The 18,399-nt window shown below is 73.6% G+C and carries 17 protein-coding genes, 1 tRNA gene and 1 pseudogene; 16 read left to right on the top strand and 3 right to left on the bottom strand.

Features of this window, described 5'->3' with window-relative positions; all coding sequences use genetic code 11:
- Positions 1-320 precede the first annotated feature (320 nt).
- The 15 genes from IE251_RS35135 to IE251_RS35065 all read left to right on the top strand — a co-directional run bounded on the left by IE251_RS35135 (position 321) and on the right by IE251_RS35065 (position 16,154).
- Positions 321-1,292 (top strand): alpha/beta hydrolase, encoded by a 972-nt coding sequence (locus IE251_RS35135; protein WP_189756991.1) that lies wholly within the window; start codon positions 321-323, stop codon positions 1,290-1,292.
- Between the two features lie 268 nt (positions 1,293-1,560).
- A complete protein-coding gene (locus IE251_RS35130) occupies positions 1,561-2,277 on the top strand; it encodes a GPR1/FUN34/YaaH family transporter (protein ID WP_189756990.1) in 717 nt (238 codons plus the stop codon).
- An 83-nt stretch (positions 2,278-2,360) separates the two neighbouring features.
- Complete coding sequence (locus IE251_RS35125) at positions 2,361-4,649, top strand: ATP-binding protein (RefSeq protein ID WP_189756989.1); 2,289 nt, start codon at positions 2,361-2,363, stop codon at positions 4,647-4,649.
- Positions 4,650-5,204: 555 nt separating this feature from the next.
- On the top strand, positions 5,205-7,619 hold the full coding sequence (locus tag IE251_RS35120; protein WP_189756988.1) for a sensor histidine kinase: 2,415 nt from the start codon (positions 5,205-5,207) through the stop codon (positions 7,617-7,619).
- 95 nt (positions 7,620-7,714) lie between these two features.
- Complete coding sequence (locus tag IE251_RS35115; RefSeq protein ID WP_189756987.1) at positions 7,715-8,149, top strand: roadblock/LC7 domain-containing protein; 435 nt, start codon at positions 7,715-7,717, stop codon at positions 8,147-8,149.
- A gap of 2 nt (positions 8,150-8,151) precedes the next feature.
- A complete protein-coding gene (locus tag IE251_RS35110) occupies positions 8,152-8,523 on the top strand; it encodes a DUF742 domain-containing protein (protein WP_030792747.1) in 372 nt (123 codons plus the stop codon).
- Entirely contained in the window at positions 8,501-9,100 is a 600-nt protein-coding gene (locus IE251_RS35105; RefSeq protein WP_030792750.1) for a GTP-binding protein, read from the top strand. The genes IE251_RS35110 and IE251_RS35105 overlap by 23 nt, the downstream gene beginning before the upstream one ends.
- A gap of 62 nt (positions 9,101-9,162) precedes the next feature.
- Complete coding sequence (locus IE251_RS35100; RefSeq protein ID WP_189756986.1) at positions 9,163-9,735, top strand: GAF domain-containing protein; 573 nt, start codon at positions 9,163-9,165, stop codon at positions 9,733-9,735.
- Between the two features lie 219 nt (positions 9,736-9,954).
- The gene (tdh, locus tag IE251_RS35095) at positions 9,955-10,983 is read left to right on the top strand and encodes an L-threonine 3-dehydrogenase (RefSeq protein WP_189756985.1); all 1,029 of its coding nucleotides are present in this window, start codon (positions 9,955-9,957) and stop codon (positions 10,981-10,983) included.
- Positions 10,984-11,018: 35 nt separating this feature from the next.
- Positions 11,019-12,212, top strand: a complete 1,194-nt coding sequence (locus IE251_RS35090; RefSeq protein WP_189756984.1) for a glycine C-acetyltransferase — start codon at positions 11,019-11,021, stop codon at positions 12,210-12,212.
- A gap of 31 nt (positions 12,213-12,243) precedes the next feature.
- A complete protein-coding gene (locus tag IE251_RS35085; protein WP_189756983.1) occupies positions 12,244-13,146 on the top strand; it encodes a LysR family transcriptional regulator in 903 nt (300 codons plus the stop codon).
- A 46-nt stretch (positions 13,147-13,192) separates the two neighbouring features.
- Entirely contained in the window at positions 13,193-13,759 is a 567-nt protein-coding gene (locus IE251_RS35080; RefSeq protein ID WP_189756982.1) for a helix-turn-helix domain-containing protein, read from the top strand.
- Between the two features lie 2 nt (positions 13,760-13,761).
- Entirely contained in the window at positions 13,762-14,289 is a 528-nt protein-coding gene (locus tag IE251_RS35075) for a GNAT family N-acetyltransferase (RefSeq protein WP_189757022.1), read from the top strand.
- A gap of 30 nt (positions 14,290-14,319) precedes the next feature.
- Positions 14,320-14,679: an MmcQ/YjbR family DNA-binding protein gene (locus IE251_RS35070; RefSeq protein WP_189756981.1), complete on the top strand. Its 360-nt coding sequence runs from the start codon at positions 14,320-14,322 to the stop codon at positions 14,677-14,679.
- 149 nt (positions 14,680-14,828) lie between these two features.
- Entirely contained in the window at positions 14,829-16,154 is a 1,326-nt protein-coding gene (locus IE251_RS35065) for an MFS transporter (protein WP_229897065.1), read from the top strand.
- Positions 16,155-16,219: 65 nt separating this feature from the next.
- Here IE251_RS35065 and IE251_RS35060 read toward each other — a convergent pair whose 3' ends face one another.
- Positions 16,220-17,164 carry a transketolase family protein gene (locus IE251_RS35060; protein WP_189756980.1) on the bottom strand — a complete coding sequence of 315 codons (945 nt, stop codon included), beginning with the start codon at positions 17,162-17,164 and terminating at the stop codon, positions 16,220-16,222.
- Positions 17,165-17,197: 33 nt separating this feature from the next.
- Entirely contained in the window at positions 17,198-17,905 is a 708-nt protein-coding gene (locus tag IE251_RS35055) for a thiamine pyrophosphate-binding protein (protein ID WP_189756979.1), read from the bottom strand.
- 126 nt (positions 17,906-18,031) lie between these two features.
- Here IE251_RS35055 and IE251_RS35050 point away from each other — a divergent pair.
- Positions 18,032-18,105 (top strand) — tRNA-Pro (locus IE251_RS35050).
- 102 nt (positions 18,106-18,207) lie between these two features.
- On the opposite strand, the pseudogene IE251_RS41400 reads toward IE251_RS35050, so the two are convergent.
- A pseudogene (locus IE251_RS41400) lies at positions 18,208-18,399 on the bottom strand (site-specific integrase); the annotation flags it as partial.

Raw genomic sequence — 18,399 nt, 5'->3', positions numbered from 1 at the left:
ACCACGATAGGCACGGTGTCTCCGGCGGGATTACACCCGAGCGCACAGGACTTTGCCTCACCGTGCACTGTGCTTCCCGACCTCGTCAGCGGAGACAGGAAGGTGACGGGAGGAGACAGGAGGAGACAGGAAGGTGACAGGAAGAGGCGGGAAAAGGGGCAGGCGACGAGTGCACGGCGGGGAAAGAACCGGTGCGCTGTCGGAGAAGTCATCCGGGCCGACGGAACTAGCGTCACCGGACGTCACGTCGGGCGCCTCGGGCGGCGCCCGGACCGTCATGCCGGAAGCGCCGGCATGCTCCGTACCTCCTGGAGACCGCTGTGTCTGATGCCACCGAGCCGGTTCAGCCTGTGCTGGAACCCGCGGCAGCCGCCTTCGCCAAGGCCACCGCCAACCCGCCCTACCTGTTCGACCTCCCGCCGGCGGAGGGCCGGAAGGCCGTGGACGAGGTCCAGTCCGGCGCGATCGACAAGCCGGCGATCGACGAGGAGTGGGTCACTGTCCCGGGCGGCCCGACGGGCAGCGTCCGCGCCCGGATCGTCAAGCCGGCCGGCACCGAGGGCCCGCTCCCGGTCATCATCTACATCCACGGCGCCGGCTGGGTCTTCGGTAACGCCCACACCCACGACCGCCTGGTCCGTGAGCTGGCCGTCGGCGCCGATGCCGCGGTGGTCTTCCCGGAGTACGACCTCTCGCCGGAGGCCCGTTATCCGGTCGCCATCGAGCAGAACTTCACCGTGGCCCGCTGGGTCGTCGAGCACGGCGCCGCGAACGGGCTGGACACCGGCCGTATCGCGGTCGCGGGTGACTCGGTCGGCGGCAACATGACGGCCGCGCTGACCTTGATGGCCAAGGAACGCGGCGGTGTCCCGCTGGTGCAGCAGGTGCTGTTCTACCCCGTCACCGACGCCGCCTTCGACACCGGCTCCTACCACCAGTTCGCCACGGGGTACTTCCTGCGCCGCGACGGAATGCAGTGGTTCTGGGACCAGTACACGACGGACGAGGCGGAACGCGCGGAGATCACCGCGTCCCCGCTGCGCGCGACCACCGAGCAACTCACCGGCCTTCCCCCCGCCCTGGTGATCACGGCGGAAGCCGACGTGCTGCGCGACGAGGGCGAAGCCTACGCGGGCAGACTCCGCGCGGCCGGCGTCCCCGTCGTCGCCGTGCGCTTCCAGGGCATCATCCACGACTTCGTCATGCTCGACGCCCTGCGCGAGACCCACGCGGCCACCGCCGCCATCACGCTGGCGGCCGACACCCTGCACGTCGCCCTGCACAGCGTCTGACCACGAGGAACCTCAGCCGGGACGGCAGGAACCGGCTGCGCGGACGAACCGGGTCCGTCCGCGCGGCTCTGTCTCGGCCTGCTCGTTCTCATGCGCCTCGGCGCACAAGGACTCGCTCAGGACCGAACGCCTGCGCAGGTCCGGCGTGCCGTGCGCCGAAAGGCACCCGCACATGCGCCGATGGGCGGACTCCGCCCTTCGCCGGTACTTGGCGTGAGGTGCACGACGCCGGTCTGGCAGGTAGAAGAACGACTCACAGGAGAACCACATGAACCACGGCTCCGAACCCCCCGAACAGCAGACCCCCCAGGCCGCCCGGCACTTCGAGCCGGACCTGCGTCCGATGACCCGCATCAACCTCCGCCCCATTGCCTCCCCGATGCCGGTCGGATTCTTCGCGGTGGCGATCGCCTCGGTCATCGTCGGAACCCTGCAACTGGGCTTCCTGGGCGACGAGGCCCACCTGGCCGTGGCGCTGACCATTCTTCCGGCCTTCGTCCTGCAACTCGTCGTCAGCATCCTGGCCTTCGGAGCGAGGGACGTGCTCGCCGCGACGCTGATGGCCTGCTTCTCCGGCACCTGGCTGGCGAGTTCCCTCGTCCTGGCGTTCGACGCGCCCTCGGGTGCCCGCGTGCTCGGCGTACTCAACCTCGTGTTCGCCCTCTTCGCCCTCATGATGGCGTCCGTCGCGCACCGCAAGCGGTCGATGTGGCTGGTGCTGTGCGTCGCCGTGCCGAGGTTCACCGTGGCGGCGCTCTTCAACTTCACCGGCGCCACCTGGGCCGGTTACCTCTCCGGAGCGCTCGGACTGCTCCTGGCGGTCGCCGCGCTGTACGCGGCGTTCGCCCTCATGCTCGAGGACATGCGGGGCGAGGAGGTCCTGCCCGTCGGACGTCGCGGTCCCGCCCACCAAGCCGTGGAAGGCAACCTGGCGGTGCAGCTGCGCGACCTGGAGCGGCAGGCGGGGGTACGACGGACGCTGTGAGCCGGTAACGACAATTTAGTTGCACGTTAAAATGCCCCGGACGTGCTCGGGCATCCCGCTCGAGTGGGGAGCCTGGAGGCGGAGTGGCCGGTGAGAGTACGGCGTTCGGGGCGCTGCTGCGGGAATTGCGGCTGGAGGCGTCGCTGACGATCGAGGCTCTGTCCGCCGCGTCGGGGGTGAGTGTGCGGGGGATCGGCGATCTCGAACGGGGCCGGCGAGCGGCACCGCAGCGGGGAACGGTGGCCGCGCTCGCCGAGGGCCTGGGACTCGGCGAGGCGGAGCGGGAGCGACTGCTGGCCGCCGCCCGGTCCGGTCGTGACCGGGGCTACAGCCCGTTGGGCGTACGCGCCTTCCCCCGCGGCATCGACGACTTCGTGGGCCGGGAGAAGGAGTTGGGCCGGCTGGCGGAGCTCGCCGCCGAGTACGGCTCCGCCGGCCGGGCGGGGCCCAGGGCCGCCGGGCACGGACGTCCGGTGGTGGTGACGGTGTCCGGGCCGCCGGGAACGGGCAAGACCACCCTGGCGCTGCACGCCGCGCGGGAGCTGGCCGACCGGTTCCCGGACGGGCAGCTGATGGTGGACCTGCGGGGAATGGACGACGTCCCGCCCGAGCCGCCCGAGCTGTTGCTGGGTGTCCTCAAGGCCTTCGGCGTGGCCGACCGGGACCTGGCGAAGGCCGGTCCGCAGGGGCACCCCGAGCTGTACCGGCAGGTGCTGGCCGACCGGCGCTGCCTGCTGGTGCTGGACAACGCCCGCGACGAAGCCCAGGTCCGCCCGCTGCTGCCCGGCGCGGGCGCGGGGATGGTGCTGGTGACCAGCCGGCGCATGCTCACCGGCCTGGAGAGCGTGCACCGTCTGACCCTCGACGAGCTCTCCCCGGTCGAGGCCTCCGCCTTTCTGACCGCCTTGGTGGGCCGGGAGCGGGCGGAAGCGGACCCGGGCGCGCTGGCCGAGGTGGCCGGCCACTGCGGCAACCTGCCGCTGGCCCTGCGGGTGGCGGGCAACTGGCTGGCCACGCGCACCGGTTGGTCGGTACGCCGCCTCGCCGACCGTCTCGCGCTGGAAGAACGCCGCCTGGACACCCTGACCGCCGGCGACCTCCAACTGCCGGCGGCCTTCAACCTGTCCTACCGCCAGCTCACTCCCGCCGCCGCCCGCATGTTCCGGCTGCTGTCCCTCGTCGACGGCCCCGACGCCGGCGCCGCCGGAGCCGCCCGGCTGACGGGGCAGTCCCTGTTCGACGCCGAGGACACCCTCGAGGAACTGGTCGAGACCGGCCTCCTGGGCACGGACCGGGACCGCTACCGCTTCCACGACCTGCTGCGCCTGTACGCCCGCGGCCGGCTCCGGGCCGAGGAACCGGCCGGAGTGGCCGAGGCGGCCCGCTCGGCACTGCACCGCTGGCTGCTGGAGACCACGGTCATGGCCGGCCGTTGGTACGAACCCGACCACGGGGCCCCGCCCGTCACCTGGCAGAGCGACGTCGACCTTTCCACCGCCGATCACGCCCGGCAGTGGCTCCAGGACGAGGGCCTCAACTGGCTGGCCGCCCTGCGCGCGGCCGCTGCCGCCGGCGACCACGCCACCGTGGTCGAGGTGGCCGAGGCCCTGCACTGGTTCTCCGACCAGTGGATCTTCTGGGGCCACTGGACCGAGGTCTTCGCCACCGCCGCCCGGTCCGCGCAGGCCCTTGGCGATCCCCTCCTGGAAGCCACCCAGATCAACTACCACGCCTGGGCCCTGCTCGTCTGCGAAGGCCGCCCCCACGACAGCCTCGACCGCTCCGCCGAGGCCCTGGCCGCGGCCCGGCGCGCCGGCGACCTCTCCCAGCAGGGCTGGTCCCACAAGTACGCCGCCTGGGCCCTCCGGCTGCTCGGCGAACACGCCGAGGCGGCGCGACACAACAGCGAGGGGGCCGCGCTCTTCGAGACCGCCGGCGACCTCCACGGCGCCCTCCAGTCCAGGGTCGAGCACGATCAGCTCCTGGTGGACGGAGGACGCCTGGAGGAAGCCATCACGGCGACCCTGAGCACGCTCTCCTTCCTCGACCAGGCCGGTGACCGCATCGAGCCGCACGTCGCCGAGTTCACCCGCATGAACCTGCGGACGGTCCTCGGCGGCGCACACGCCCGCCTCGGGAACTGGGACGCGGCCGTCGAGCACCTGAGCGTCGCCGCGGAACTGTGCCGCGCCGGCGGCAACACGGCCATGGAGAGCCGTGTTCTGGTCCACCTCGGCAACAGCCTGCTGGCCGCCGGGCACCGTGCCGAGGCCCGGGACGCCTTCTCCCGGTGCCGTGCCCTCGGCGTGACGGCCGACCCCAACAGCCTCACCGAGGCCCGGGAACGCCTCGCCGAACTGGACAACCGGTGAACACGGGCGGCGGAGAAGTCCTGGCCCGAAGGCGCCGCCGGCCTTGCCGCCCGCGGCTCCGCCGATGTCGTTCGACGACTCCAGGCCAAGGCGACCACTCTCGGTGACATTCGCCAGGGCGGCCCCCGTGAGGGAGGCCGACCCGGCGGTCGGCCGGGGGGTACTGGCGTTCGTGTGTTCACACCCGACCGGGGGCGGCGGGCCGGATCGGCCCGCCGCCCCCGGTCGTGCCTCAGCCGCCCCCGGTCTTGCTTTCTGATCGCTTCCGACCAGGTCGCACCGGTCTTTTTCGCCCCGTCCGGGGGAAACTCGGCCGGGTTATCGGTCTGTCGTACGGCTCCTCATACCAGAGCGGGACGCTCCTCGGGGGACTTTGTCAACTGCCCACCACACAGGATGCGCGGGCAACTACTGTGAGTGTCCGTCGGGCGGCATGCGGCCGGATTCCCCGGTCCCGTCGGCCGACACCGCGATGACGCGTGCCCGCATCGACGCATGCCCGCAGCGCGCACCGCACGAGGACCACAAGCCCGACGGACCAGTACGAGGACGCAGATGTCTCACCTCCGAGCGCCGGCCGCCCGCGCCGACCGTCGCGAGGGCGGCCGGCACGGGCGGCCGGTCGCCCGACCCGCTCCCGCACTGCCCGAGACGCACATACGGCCCCAGTTGATGCGGCTCGCCGTCCTGCCGCCCCTCGCGGTCGCGCTCGGCGCCGGCGCCGCGGTGCTGTTCAGCGTCCGCTCCGCCGGGACGCACACCGGGCCCCTGCTGTGGGCCATGGTCGCCGCGGCTGCGGGCGTGACCGTCGCCGGCATCCTCATCGCCGCCGTGGCCGCCGACCGCGCCGCCCGCTCGATCGCCGACCGCGTCGACGCGCTCCGGCGCACCGCCGCGCGGGTCGAGGCCGACCTGCACGCCCTGGTCGACGCGCTCCGGCAGGGCGAGGCCCCGCCCCAGCGCGGCCGGCGCCGCGGGCCGCCCGCGGACGCCGACGACTTCGAGCTGCTCGCCGCTGACCTGGCCCGCGCGTACGACGGCGCCGTCACCGCCGTCGTCCGGGCCGCCCAGCTCTCCAGCCAGACGGGCAGCGAACAGAAGCTGGAGGTGTTCGTCAACCTCGCGCGCCGGCTTCAGTCCCTCGTGCACCGGGAGATCTCGATCCTCGACGACCTGGAGAACGACATCGAGGACCCCGGGCTGCTCAAGGGCCTCTTCCACGTCGATCACCTGGCCACCCGGATCCGGCGGCACGCGGAGAACCTCGCCGTGCTCGGCGGCGCCGTCTCCCGCCGCCAGTGGAGCAACCCGGTCAGCATGACCGAGGTGCTGCGCTCCGCCATCGCCGAGGTCGAGCAGTACTCCCGGGTCAGGCTGGTGCCGCCCGTCGACGGCGAGCTGCGCGGCCACGCCGTCGCCGACGTCATCCACCTGCTCGCCGAACTCATCGAGAACGCCACGGTGTTCTCCGCCCCGCACACCCAGGTGCTGCTCCGCGCCGGCCTCGTCACCTCCGGGCTCGCCGTGGAGGTCGAGGACCGCGGGCTGGGGATGCCCGTCGCCGAGCAGAACCGGATGAACGCCCTGCTCGCCGACCCGGACCAGGTCAACGTCGCCAGCCTGCTGGCCGACGGCCGCATCGGCCTCTACGTCGTCTCCCAGCTCGCCCGCCGGCACGGCATCCAGGTACGCCTGCAGACCAACATCTACGGCGGTGTCCAGGCCGTCCTCGTCGTCCCCCAGGCCTTGCTGGGGCAGGACCGGGTCGTGCCGGGCGCGGACACGGACGCCGGTACGGGACCGGATGAGGGGGCGGGACCGGTGCCGGTGCCGCTGTCGGGATCGGGATCGGGATCGGGTGAGCACACGGGCGCGGGCGCGGGCCCGGGCACCGAGGTCGTCGCCGTGCCGCAGCCCCGGGTGCCGGTGTCCGCGTCCTCGCCCGGGGACGCGCGCCTGGACACGACCGGGCAGGGTGGCGGGGGCGGCGCCGGAAACGGTTCCGCGCTGGTCACCGGCACGGGGACCGGGGGCGGAGGGACCGAGGGCGGACGGACCGGAACCGGCGGCACCTCGGCCGAGGACGGGACGACCGGTGCCGGTGCCGGTGCCGGACCGGCGCCGGGTACCGGGCGGCGGCGGCACGCGCAGCGCGGCTCCGGGCGGCGCGACGCCGAGAACGGTACGCGCGGACGCCGTGGCGCAGGCGCCCCGCCCCCGCTGCCGGTCCGCGGCGCCCAGGGGACCCGGCCCAACCCCGCCGACGCCGTGCCCGGCGTCAGCGCCGAGGACCGGCCGGTGGTGGAGGCACACACGCATCTGCCGCCCACCCCCCGCGTCGACATGGCGCGCGACACCACGGACAAGCCCGAACTGCCCCGCAGGCGCGCCCAGGAACACATCGCGCCCCAACTGCGCGGCGGCCCGGCACCGCGCCAGGACGCCGGCACCGTCGCCGGCCACGACCCCGGCCTGATGGCCGCCTTCCAGCGCGGGTTCGGACTCGCCGAGGCCCAGCAGCACCTGGAGTCCGGGTACGGGGAGCCGGGGCGGGAAGAGCGGGAGTACGGGGTAACGACGGGGGAGGGGAGGACGTACAGGGCCTTCGGCGAAGCGGCGTACGCGAACCCCGCCCATGGCCCCATGGATCCGCCCCACATGAACGCCCCGCACATGGGGGCTCCCCACACAGCTTCTGCGCACATGGCGCCCGAGCACACAGCTCCCGCCCACACGGGTTCCGCGCACATGGCGTCCGAGCACACGGCCTCGGCCCACATGGACGCACCCCACACGTCCTCCGCCCACATGGACGCACCCCACATGGGCTCAGAGCACATGGATCCGGACCACACCACCCCCGAGCAACTACCGGCCCCAGCCGCCATACCCCAGGCGCGCGCCCACCTGCCCGCGCCGGACGGCGCTCGCGGTACCGGCCGAGCCGACGGGAGCGCCCCGACCGGATGACCGTACCCGCTCGGGCCCCCGTCCCCGCCCCCGCACGTCGTACCCCCACCCCCAGCGCTCCCGCAGATCTTCGTACCCCAAGGAGTCGATCCACCATGGCGAGCGATGCGCCGACCATCCCCGCATCCGACCTCGACTGGCTGCTGAGCGGCCTCGTGCAGCGCGTACCGCACACCACCAGCGCGGTGCTCCTCTCCTCCGACGGGCTGGTGAAGTCCGTGCACGGCCTGGACGCCGACAGCGCCGACCACATGGCGGCGCTGGCCTGCGGCCTGTACTCCCTCGGCCGCAGCGCGGGCGTCCGGTTCGGCGACGGCGGCGACGTGCGCCAGGTCGTGGTCGAACTCGACGCGACCCTGCTCTTCGTCACCACCGCCGGCTCCGGCACCTGTCTCGCCGTGCTGGCCGGCCGCGAGGCCGACGCCGCCGTGCTCGGCTACGAGATGGCGATGCTGGTCAAGAGCGTGCGCCCCTACCTGGTGACCGCTCCCCGGCAGCAGACCGCGGACCCCGCGGCGACGAGGCCTTGAGCGTGGCCGCAGCCGGCGACGGGCCCTGGCTGGACGAGGCGGCCGGGCGGCTGGTGCGGCCGTTCACGGTCAGCGACGGCCGCACCGAGCCCACCATCGCCCTCGACCTGATGTCGCAGGTGATGGCCACCGGCGTCACCCCGCTCGGCTATCTCGGCCCCGAGCACGCGCAGGCCCTCGACCTGTGCCGCGCGCCCGTCCCGGTCGCCGAGGTCGCCGCCCAGCTGAAGCTGCCCGCGGTGGTCACCAAGGTGCTGCTGTCGGACCTGGTCGACTGCGGCGCGCTGACCACCAAGCCGCCCGCCTACCACCACACTCCCACTGACCGGTCTCTGCTGGAGGCAGTGCTCGATGGACTACGACGACAGCTCTGACCCCTTCCCCACCGCGCTCAAGATCCTGGTCGCGGGCGGGTTCGGGGTCGGCAAGACGACCTTCGTGGGCGCGGTCAGCGAGATCGCGCCGCTCAGCACGGAGGAGCTGCTCACCACGGTCGGCGTCGGCACGGACAGCCTCGACGGTGTCGAGAACAAGATGGAGACCACCGTCGCCATGGACTTCGGCCGGATCACCCTCGATCCGGAACACGTGCTGTACCTGTTCGGCACGCCGGGGCAGGAGCGGTTCTGGTTCATGTGGGACGAACTGTCCGAGGGCGCGCTCGGCGCGGTGATCCTCGCCGACACCCGGCGCCTGCAGGACTGCTTCGCCGCCGTCGACTTCTTCGAGGAGCGCGGCCTCGCCTTCATCGTCGCCGTCAACGAGTTCGACGGCGCCCACCGCTACGCACCCGACGAGGTGCGGGCCGCCATCGACCTAGGCCCGGAGATCCCGGTGGTGCGCTGCGACGCGCGGATCTCCAGCTCCGGCGTCCAGACCCTGCTCACCCTCGTACGCCATCTGCTGGCCCTCGCCCCGGCGGCCACGCCCGGCCAGGGCGCCCACAGGTGATCGAAGACCCACCGTCCACGGAGTTCCTGTATGAGGTACACCCACAGCGCCGGAGCCCGGCGATGAGCTACCAGCCGCCCCGGCCGGTCCGGGGTCTGCTGCTCACCCCCGAGGACAAGGAGGCGCCCGCCCGCGTCCGGCGGCTGCGCCGGCTGGGTCTGGCGGACCGGCCCGACCCCGCGCTCGACGCCTTCGCAGGGCACCTCGCCCATCTCACCGGCGCGAGCTACGCCATGGTCAACTTCATCGGCGAGGACCACCAGTTCTTCGCGGGCCTGAGCGCCCCGGCCGCCCCGGTCGTCCGCGAGGACGGCAGCAGGGCCGAGATGGGCCGGGTACTGCCGCGCGACCATGGGTTCTGCCCCCATGTGGTGGTACGGCACAAGGCGCTGGTCCTGGACGACGTGCGCGACTTTCCGCGGTTCGCGGGCAACCCGGTCGTCGACGAGTTCGGCATCCGCTCCTATCTCGGCGCCCCGCTCATCGACGCCTCCGGCATGGCGCTCGGCACGGTGTGTGCCGCCGACACATCCCCGCGTGCCTGGGGCAGGGCCGGCCTGGACACCATCAAGGCGCTGGCGGCCGATCTCGTCGTACGCCTCGAACGGAGCGCGCTGGACGGCCTGCCGCTCTGAGGCACCGCCCCGCCGGAGCCGGGCTCGAGGACGGCGCGGCACAAGGGACATGAGGGACACCCGCGGGGCCTGAAGGAAAGCTGAGGCGCCGGTTAAGAAAAGCTCGATGGACCCCGGCGCGCGCATAGGGCAGATTGCGGGGTGATTCCACCCCTCTGACCCGGTGCGGGCTCCTTCGGCGTGCCCGCGGGCCGGGCCTCACCCACAGGAGCCGTAGCGTTGAAGGCGCTGGTCAAGGAGAAGGCGGAGCCGGGACTCTGGCTGACGGACGTCCCGGAGCCCGCCATCGGCCCCGGTGATGTCCTCATCAAGGTCATGCGCACCGGTATCTGCGGCACCGACCTGCACATCCGGGCCTGGGACGGCTGGGCCCGGCAGACCATCAGCACCCCGCTCGTGGTCGGCCACGAGTTCGTCGGGCAGGTCGTGGAGACCGGCCGGGACGTGACCGACGTCCGCGTCGGCGACCGGGTCAGCGGCGAGGGCCACCTGGTCTGCGGCAAGTGCCGCAACTGCCTGGCCGGCCGCCGCCACCTGTGCCGGGCCACCGTCGGCCTCGGCGTCGGCCGCGACGGCGCGTTCGCCGAGTACGTGGCCCTGCCCGCGTCCAACGTCTGGGTGCACCGGGTCCCCGTCGACCTCGACGTGGCCGCGATCTTCGACCCGTTCGGCAACGCGGTGCACACCGCGCTCTCCTTCCCGCTGGTCGGCGAGGACGTCCTGATCACCGGCGCCGGACCGATCGGCCTGATGGCCGCCGCCGTGGCCCGGCACGCGGGCGCCCGCAACGTCGTCATCACCGACGTCAGCGAGGAGCGCCTGGACCTGGCCCGCAAGATCGGCGTGAGCCTCGCCCTGAACGTCGCCGGGACGACCATCGCCGACGGCCAGCGCACCCTGGGCCTGCGCGAGGGCTTCGACATCGGCCTGGAGATGTCCGGCCGCCCCGAGGCGATGCGCGACATGATCGCCAACATGACCCACGGCGGCCGGATCGCCATGCTCGGCCTGCCCGCCGAGGAGTTCCCCGTCGACTGGGCCCGGATCGTCACCTCGATGATCACCATCAAGGGCATTTACGGCCGCGAGATGTTCGAGACCTGGTACGCGATGTCGGTGCTGCTGGAGGGCGGCCTCGACCTCGCCCCCGTGATCACCGGCCGGTACGGCTACCGCGACTTCGAGGCCGCCTTCGCCGACGCCGCGAGCGGCAAGGGCGGCAAGGTCATCCTCGACTGGACCGCCTGACCCCCTGCAACCGCGAGCACCTTCAGGAGCCCCCCATGTTCGACACCGTCCGCGACGACCTGCGCGCCACCCTCGACGAGATCCGCGCCGCCGGCCTGCACAAGCCCGAGAGGGTCATCGGCACCCCGCAGTCCGCGACCGTGAACGTCACCGCCGGCGGCCGCCCCGGCGAGGTCCTCAACTTCTGCGCCAACAACTACCTCGGCCTCGCCGACCACCCCGAGGTGATCGCCGCCGCCCACGAGGCCCTGGACCGCTGGGGCTACGGCATGGCCTCCGTCCGCTTCATCTGCGGCACCCAGGAGGTGCACAAGGAACTGGAGGCCAGGCTGTCGGCGTTCCTCGGCCAGGAGGACACCATCCTGTACTCCTCCTGCTTCGACGCCAACGGCGGTGTCTTCGAGACCCTGCTCGGCGAACAGGACGCGGTGATCTCCGACGCCCTCAACCACGCCTCCATCATCGACGGCATCCGCCTGTCCAAGGCCCGCCGGTTCCGCTACGCCAACCGCGACCTCGCGGACCTGGAGGCCAAGCTGAAGGAGGCGTCCGACGCCCGCCGCCGGCTGATCGTCACCGACGGCGTCTTCTCCATGGACGGCTACGTGGCGCCGCTGCGCGAGATCTGCGACCTCGCCGACCGCTACGACGCGATGGTCATGGTCGACGACTCGCACGCCGTCGGCTTCGTCGGCCCGACCGGCCGGGGCACCCCCGAACTGCACGGCGTCATGGACCGTGTCGACATCATCACCGGCACCCTCGGCAAGGCCCTCGGCGGCGCGTCCGGCGGCTATGTCGCCGCCCGCGCCGAGATCGTCGCCCTGCTGCGCCAGCGCTCCCGCCCCTACCTGTTCTCCAACACCCTCGCCCCGGTGATCGCCGCCGCCTCCCTGAAGGTCCTCGACCTGCTGGAGTCCGCCGACGACCTGCGCGTGCGGCTGGCCGAGAACACGGCGCTGTTCCGCCGCCGGATGACCGAGGAGGGCTTCGACATCCTCCCCGGGGACCACGCCATCGCCCCCGTCATGATCGGTGACGCGGCGAAGGCGGCCCGCATGGCCGAACTGCTGCTGGAGCGCGGGGTGTACGTGATCGGCTTCTCCTACCCGGTCGTCCCCCAGGGCCAGGCCCGCATCCGGGTCCAGCTGTCCGCCGCGCACTCCACGGACGACGTCCACCGCGCGGTCGAGGCCTTCGTCGCGGCGCGCGCCGAACTGGCGGCCTGACCAGGCCGGACGAGCTGGGATAATCGGGGACATGATCGAGGCACGGCGGCTCCACATCCTCCGCGCGGTGGCCGACCACCGCACGGTCACCGCGGCGGCCGCCGCGCTGTACCTCACCCCCTCCGCCGTCTCCCAGCAGCTGACGGCCCTGGAGCAGGAGACCGGCCACCGCCTGGTGGAGCGCGGCGCCAAGGGCGTACGGCTCACCCCGGCCGGCGAGATCCTGCTCGGCCACACCAACGCGGTCCTCGCCCAGCTGGAGCGGGCCGAGGCCGAGCTGGCCGCCTACGGCTCGGGCGAGGCGGGCACGGTCACCGTGGCCGCCTTCGCGACCGGCATAGCCCAGGTCGTGGCCCCGGCGGTGGCCCGCCTCGCCGCCAAGGCACCCGGCATACGGATCCGGGTCCGGGACGCGGAGGGGGACGCCAGCCTGCCCATGGTCCTGGACCGGCAGGTGGACGTGGCGGTCGCCGTCGAGTACCGGGGCGCCCCGCCGGCCGACGACCCCCGCCTGACCCACGTCCCGCTCTACGCCGAGCCGTTCGACGCGGTCGTCCCGCTCGGGCACCGGCTGGCGGACACCGCCGAGGTTCCCCTGGCCGAGCTGGCCAAGGACGCCTGGATCGGGCCCTATCCCGGCAACCCCTGCCACGACGTGGTCGTCCTCGCCTGCGAGAGCGCCGGCTTCCAGCCCCGCCTGGAGCACTCCTCCGACGACTTCCGGGCCGTCGTCGCGCTCGCCGCCGCCGACGCGGGCGTCGCCCTCGTACCGCGCTCCGCGCTGTGCGGCATGGACCTCGCCGGCGTGGTCGTACGCCCCGTCGACGGAGTCGCCCCCACCCGCCGGGTCTTCGCCGCCGTACGCCGGGGAGCCGAGGGCCACCCGCTGATCCGGCCGGTGCTGGAGGCGCTCGGCGAGGCGGCCCGGATGTGAGGCGTCCGTAACAGGGCCGTCTCATATCAGGGATAGCGTCCCGGATATGAGAAGCGAGGATCCTGTCGATCTCCTCATCGGCGCCCGGCTGGCCGAGCTGCGCGCCGAGCACGGCTGGTCCCTGGGCGAGCTGGCGGAGCGCAGCGGAGTCAGCCGGTCCACCCTGTCCCGCGCCGAACGCGCGGAGACCAGCGCCACCGCCGCCGTCCTGAACCGGCTCTGCCATGTCTACGGCCGCACCATGTCCCAGCTGCTCGGCGAGGTCGAGGCGGCCCCGGCCCCGCTGGTCCGCGCCGCCGAGCAGCAGGTGTGGGAGGACCGCGCCGCCGGCTTCGTCCGCCGGTCGGTGTCCCCGCCGCACACCGGACTGCGCGGCGAACTCGTCGAGGGCCGGCTCGCCCCGGGCGCGGACCTCGCCTACGACCGCCCGCCCGTGCCGGGCCTGGAACAGCACCTGTGGCTCCTCGCGGGGGCCCTGGAGGTCACCGTCGGCGAACAGGCCCACCGGCTCGACACGGGGGACTGCCTGCGGATGCGGGTGACCGGCGCGACCCGGTTCCGCTGCGCCGGCCCGGACCCGGCGCGCTACGTCCTGGCGGTGGTACGGCCGTGAGGATCGAGCGCTGGGACGGCGACCGGATACGCGCGCGGGCCGACGGCCTGGCGGCGCTGCTGACCGACACCGTGGCCTCGGGCGCCTCCGTGGGCTTCCTCGCACCGCTCGGCCACGCCGAGGCGGTCGCCTGGTGGCGGGAGCGGGCCGGCGCCGCGGCGGCCGGCCGGCTCGCCGTCTGGGCGGCCCTGGACGCCACGGACCGGGTCACCGGAACCGTCGGCCTGGACTTCCCGGACAAGCCGAACAGCCGGCACCGGGCCGAGCTGGTCAAACTGATGGTGCACCGGAGCGCGCGCGGGCAGGGGCTCGGCCGCCGGCTGCTGACCACCGCCGAGCGGGCCGCCGCGGCCGACGGGCGCACCCTGCTCCACCTCGACACCGAGACCGGCAGCCCCGCCGAGCGGCTGTACCGCTCGGCCGGCTGGACCGTGGCCGGCACTCTCCCCGACTACGCGGCGGATCCGACGGGCGAACTGCGGCCGACGACGCTGTACTACAAGCGGCTCGGTGGCAGGCCCGAAGGCTGATTGTCAGTGGCGGGGGCTACCTTGCGTGTCATGCCGGACGCAGAAGACGTACGCCGAATCGCCCTGTCCCTGCCGGACACCACGGAGAAGGTGGCCTGGAGCATGCCCACGTTCCGGGTGGCCGGGAAGATGTTCGCGACCCTGCCCGAGGACGAGACGTCCATCGCCGTGCGCTGCCCCAAGGACGAGCGCGACGAACTGGTGCTGGCCGAGCCGGACAAGTTCTGGATCGCCGGCCACGAGGCCCAGTTCGCCTGGGTGCGAGCGAGACTGGCCGCCCTGGAGGACGAGCAGGAGCTGCGGGACATCCTGGCCGACTCCTGGCGCCAGGCCGCCCCGCCCCGGCTCCTGGACGCCCACCCCGGGTTGGGGCTGCCGTCCGGGGGCTGAAAAACCCGGTGGGGGCGGCCGGCGGGGTGGCATCATCCCGCGACGGAGGCGGTACGGGACGGCGTGCGCCCGCCGGTGACGGCACCGGCGTGGACATCGAGGCCGCCCGAGCCGCCGGACGCGCCGGTGACAGGGAGGGGAGCACTCGGATGACCGCAAGAACGGACGCGCGGCGCGCCCTCGGCGCACGGCGGGCGCGGGGGACGCGGGGGGCCGCGGCCGGTGCCCCGGCCGTGTGGTCGCGGGACTTCGCGCTGTTCTTCGTGGCCCGGGCCGTCGCCCGGCTCGGTGACACCATGCTGCCCGTCGCCCTCGCCGCCGGCCTGCTGGAGCACGGGTACGGCGCGGGCGCGGTCGGTCTCGCCATGGCCGCCACCGCCGCCGCGTTCGCGGGGCTGGTCGTCTTCGGCGGGGTCGTCGCCGACCGGTTCAGCACCCGCAGGCTGATGATCGGCGCGGACCTCGTCCGGCTCGTCACCCAGTCCGTCGCCGCCGGTCTGTTCTTCGCCGGGCACGTGGTGCTGTGGCAGATCTGCGCCGTCGGCATCGTCAACGGCGTGGCCGGCGCGGTCTTCCAGCCGGGCGTGGCCAGCACCGTGCCCCGCCTCGCCGCGGACGTCCAGGGCGCCAACGGCGCGATACGGATCGCCGAGTCCGCCGCCCAGCTCGCCGGCCCCGCCGTCGCCGGCGTCCTGGTCGGCCTCGCCTCGGCCGGGGGCGTCTTCGCCGCGCACGCCGCCACCTACGCGCTCAGCGCCCTGTGCCTGCTGCTGCTCCGGCTGCCCCCGCTCCCCGCGGGCCCCCGGGCCGCCGCCGGCTCCGCCCTGCGCGCCTTCCGCGCCGATCTCGTCGACGGCTGGCGGGAGTTCCGCTCCCGCGCCTGGCTGTGGGGCGTGATCGCCGTCTGGTGCCTCTACATGATCGCCGTATGGGGCCCGACCGTCCCGCTGGTCGCGACCGAGGTCGTCCGGCAGCACGGCCCGGGCGCCTACGGCCTGGTCAACTCGGCCCTCGGCGCGGGCACGGTGATCGGCGGCCTGCTCGCCCTGCGGCTGCGCCCGCGCCGCATGCTCCGCGCGGGGGCGCTGTCCCTCTTCGCCTTCTTCGGCTTCCCGGCGGCCGTCGGAGCGGGCCTCGGGGTGCCGGCCATGGCGGCGGGGGCCGCGCTCGCCGGTGCCGGCATGTCGTTCTGGGGCGTGATGTGGGCGACCACCGTGCAGACGCAGGTACCGCCCGACGTCCTCAACCGCATCCACGCCTACGACGTGGCCGGCTCGCTCGCCATGATGCCCGTCGGCCAGGCCCTGGCCGGCCCGGCGGCGGGGGCACTGGGCACCGGCCGCGTCCTGCTGACCGCCGCCGCCGCGAGCCTGCTCGTGGCGGTGATCCTGCTGGCGGTACCGGCGATACGCGACCTGGTCCGAGCCGAACCGGCCGCGCCCGCCCACGGGGGCGCGACCGCACCGGCCCGCTGAGGCCCCGTCCGCCCGCCTGACCGATCCCGGACCCGTCCGCCCGGTGGGGCCGGTGGGCCGGTGGCTCACCCGCCCACGGAGACCGGACCGCGTCCGCCCACCGGCACCCTTCCGGCTCCGAGGAAGCCGCCGATCCGCTCCCGCAGGCCGGCCGCGTCCAGGCCGTGCGCGGCCACGTGCTCCTCGATCGTGCCGTAGCGGCGCAGCTCGCGCCGGCCGACGCCGAGGCCGAGCACCCGGTGCGGCACATCGGACAGCGCCTCGCCGGCCGCGGCCAGGGAGGTCCCCGCCAGATACGGCTCGACCAGCACGACGTCCGTACCGGCGGCCTCCGTGGCCCGGCGCAGCCCGGCCGCGTCGAACGGCCGTACCGTCGTCGCGTACAGCACGGTCACGTCCAGGCCCTCCGTGGCGGCGAGGACCGTGTCCAGCAGCGGGCCGACGGCGACCACGACACCCGAGCGGCCCTCGCGGACGGTGACGAAGCGCCGCCCGCCGACCGGCCGCCCCTGCCCGTTGGACTGCACGGACAACCGTACGTACACCTTGTCGTCGCCCGCCGCGACGGCGTGCCGTAGCAGGGTCTCGGCCTCGTCCGGATGCCCGGGCACATGCACGGTCCAGCCGTCCAGTGTGTCCAGGAGGGCCACATCGCCCGGAGCCATGTGGGTGAAGCCGCCGGCCGGCCAGTCGAAGGAGGCGGCGGCGCTCACCAGCACCGCGCCCGTGTCCTGGTGCCCCAGGTCCAGTTTGACCTGCTCGAACGGCCGCTCCACGAGAAAGCTGGCGAAGGTGTGCACGACGGGCCGCAGCCCGGTGAGCGCCAGCCCCGCCGCCGCCCCGACCAGCAGCTGTTCGCGGATGCCGACGTTGATCACCCGGTCGGGATGGCGGCGCATGGCATCCCGGAAGCCGTCGAGGCCGATCTCGGCGAGGACGACGGCGAGGCGCGGGTCCTCGTCCAGCAGCCGGGAGACGACGGGGGCGAAGCGGTCACGCATGGTGTCCATGGAGGTGTGCCCTTTCGGGGAGCGGGGGGAGGGTCAGGCGTTCTTCGGCTCGACACGGGCGACGACGACATGCGGCCGGCCCGGGTGCGGCGCGGTGAACGCCGCGTACAGCGCCGCGTGGTCGCGGCCGTCCACGGTGACGGCGGACCAGCCGGCGGCCTCGAACCGGGCCGCGATCCCGCCGGGCAGCGCGTGGCTGGCGGAGGAGTTGTCGATCACGACGGTGTGCAGCCGGTCCAGTCCGGCGGGCCCGGCGTAGGCGATCGCCTCGTGGTTGCTGCCCTCGTCCAGTTCGGCGTCCCCGATCAGCACCCAGACCGCCGGTTCGGTGCGGCCCTGGGCGCGCAGGCCGAGCGCGGTGCCCACGGCGATCGGCAGCCCGTGCCCGAGCGACCCGCTGCCGATCTCGGCGCCCGGCACCAGCACCCGGTCCGGGTGGTGCCCGAGCGGAGAGTCGTACGTGCCGAACCCCGGCAGCCACTCCACGGGAAGAAAGCCCTTCGCGGCGAGCACGGCGTAGTACGCCATGGGGCCGTGCCCCTTGCTGAGCAGGAAGCGGTCCCGGGCGGGGTCGGCGCGCCGTTCCGGGGTCACCTTGAGCACCCGGTCGTAGAGCACCCACAGCACGTCGAGCGTGGAGGTGGCGGCCGGGCCGTGCTTCTCGTCGCCCGTCATCAGCCCCATCAGCCGGGGCAGGTCGTCGTAGCCGTACGTACGGCCCTGATCCGTTGCGGTCGTCATACGGTTGATCGTGCAACCTCAACCAAACTTGAGGTCAATAGCGAAAGGGGCGCGCGACCACCGACCCGAGTGCGGTATTGTTTCCCTGCGCGTTCACCCGGGGAAACCCCAGGTCAGACCGTGCATCGGGACGTGGCGCAGCTTGGTAGCGCACTTGACTGGGGGTCAAGGGGTCGCAGGTTCAAATCCTGTCGTCCCGACTGGAGACAGTCGCAGGCCGAGGGCCGGTTTCGGAGCAATCCGAGACCGGCCCTCGGCCGTTTCTGGGGACCAGTTGGGGACCAGGGCTCCCTTGACCGGTGTCAGCGGGTCATGACGATCGGGCCCGGGAGCGAGCGGGGGGCGCGGACCGCGCTGAGGTGCGCGGAGAGTGCTGCGCCGGCGGCCGTGATCTTGTGGACGTCGGGGTGGAGGTAGCGCTGGGTGGTCATGAGGGAGCCGTGCCCGGCGATGCGCCGCAGGACGTGGACCGGCACTCCCGCGTCGGCGAACCA

The organism is Streptomyces eurythermus (assembly GCF_014649115.1).
Lineage (GTDB): Bacteria > Actinomycetota > Actinomycetes > Streptomycetales > Streptomycetaceae > Streptomyces > Streptomyces eurythermus.
The sequence above is the reverse complement of the archived record's forward strand: the minus strand, read 5'-3'. Positions and strand labels throughout refer to the sequence as shown.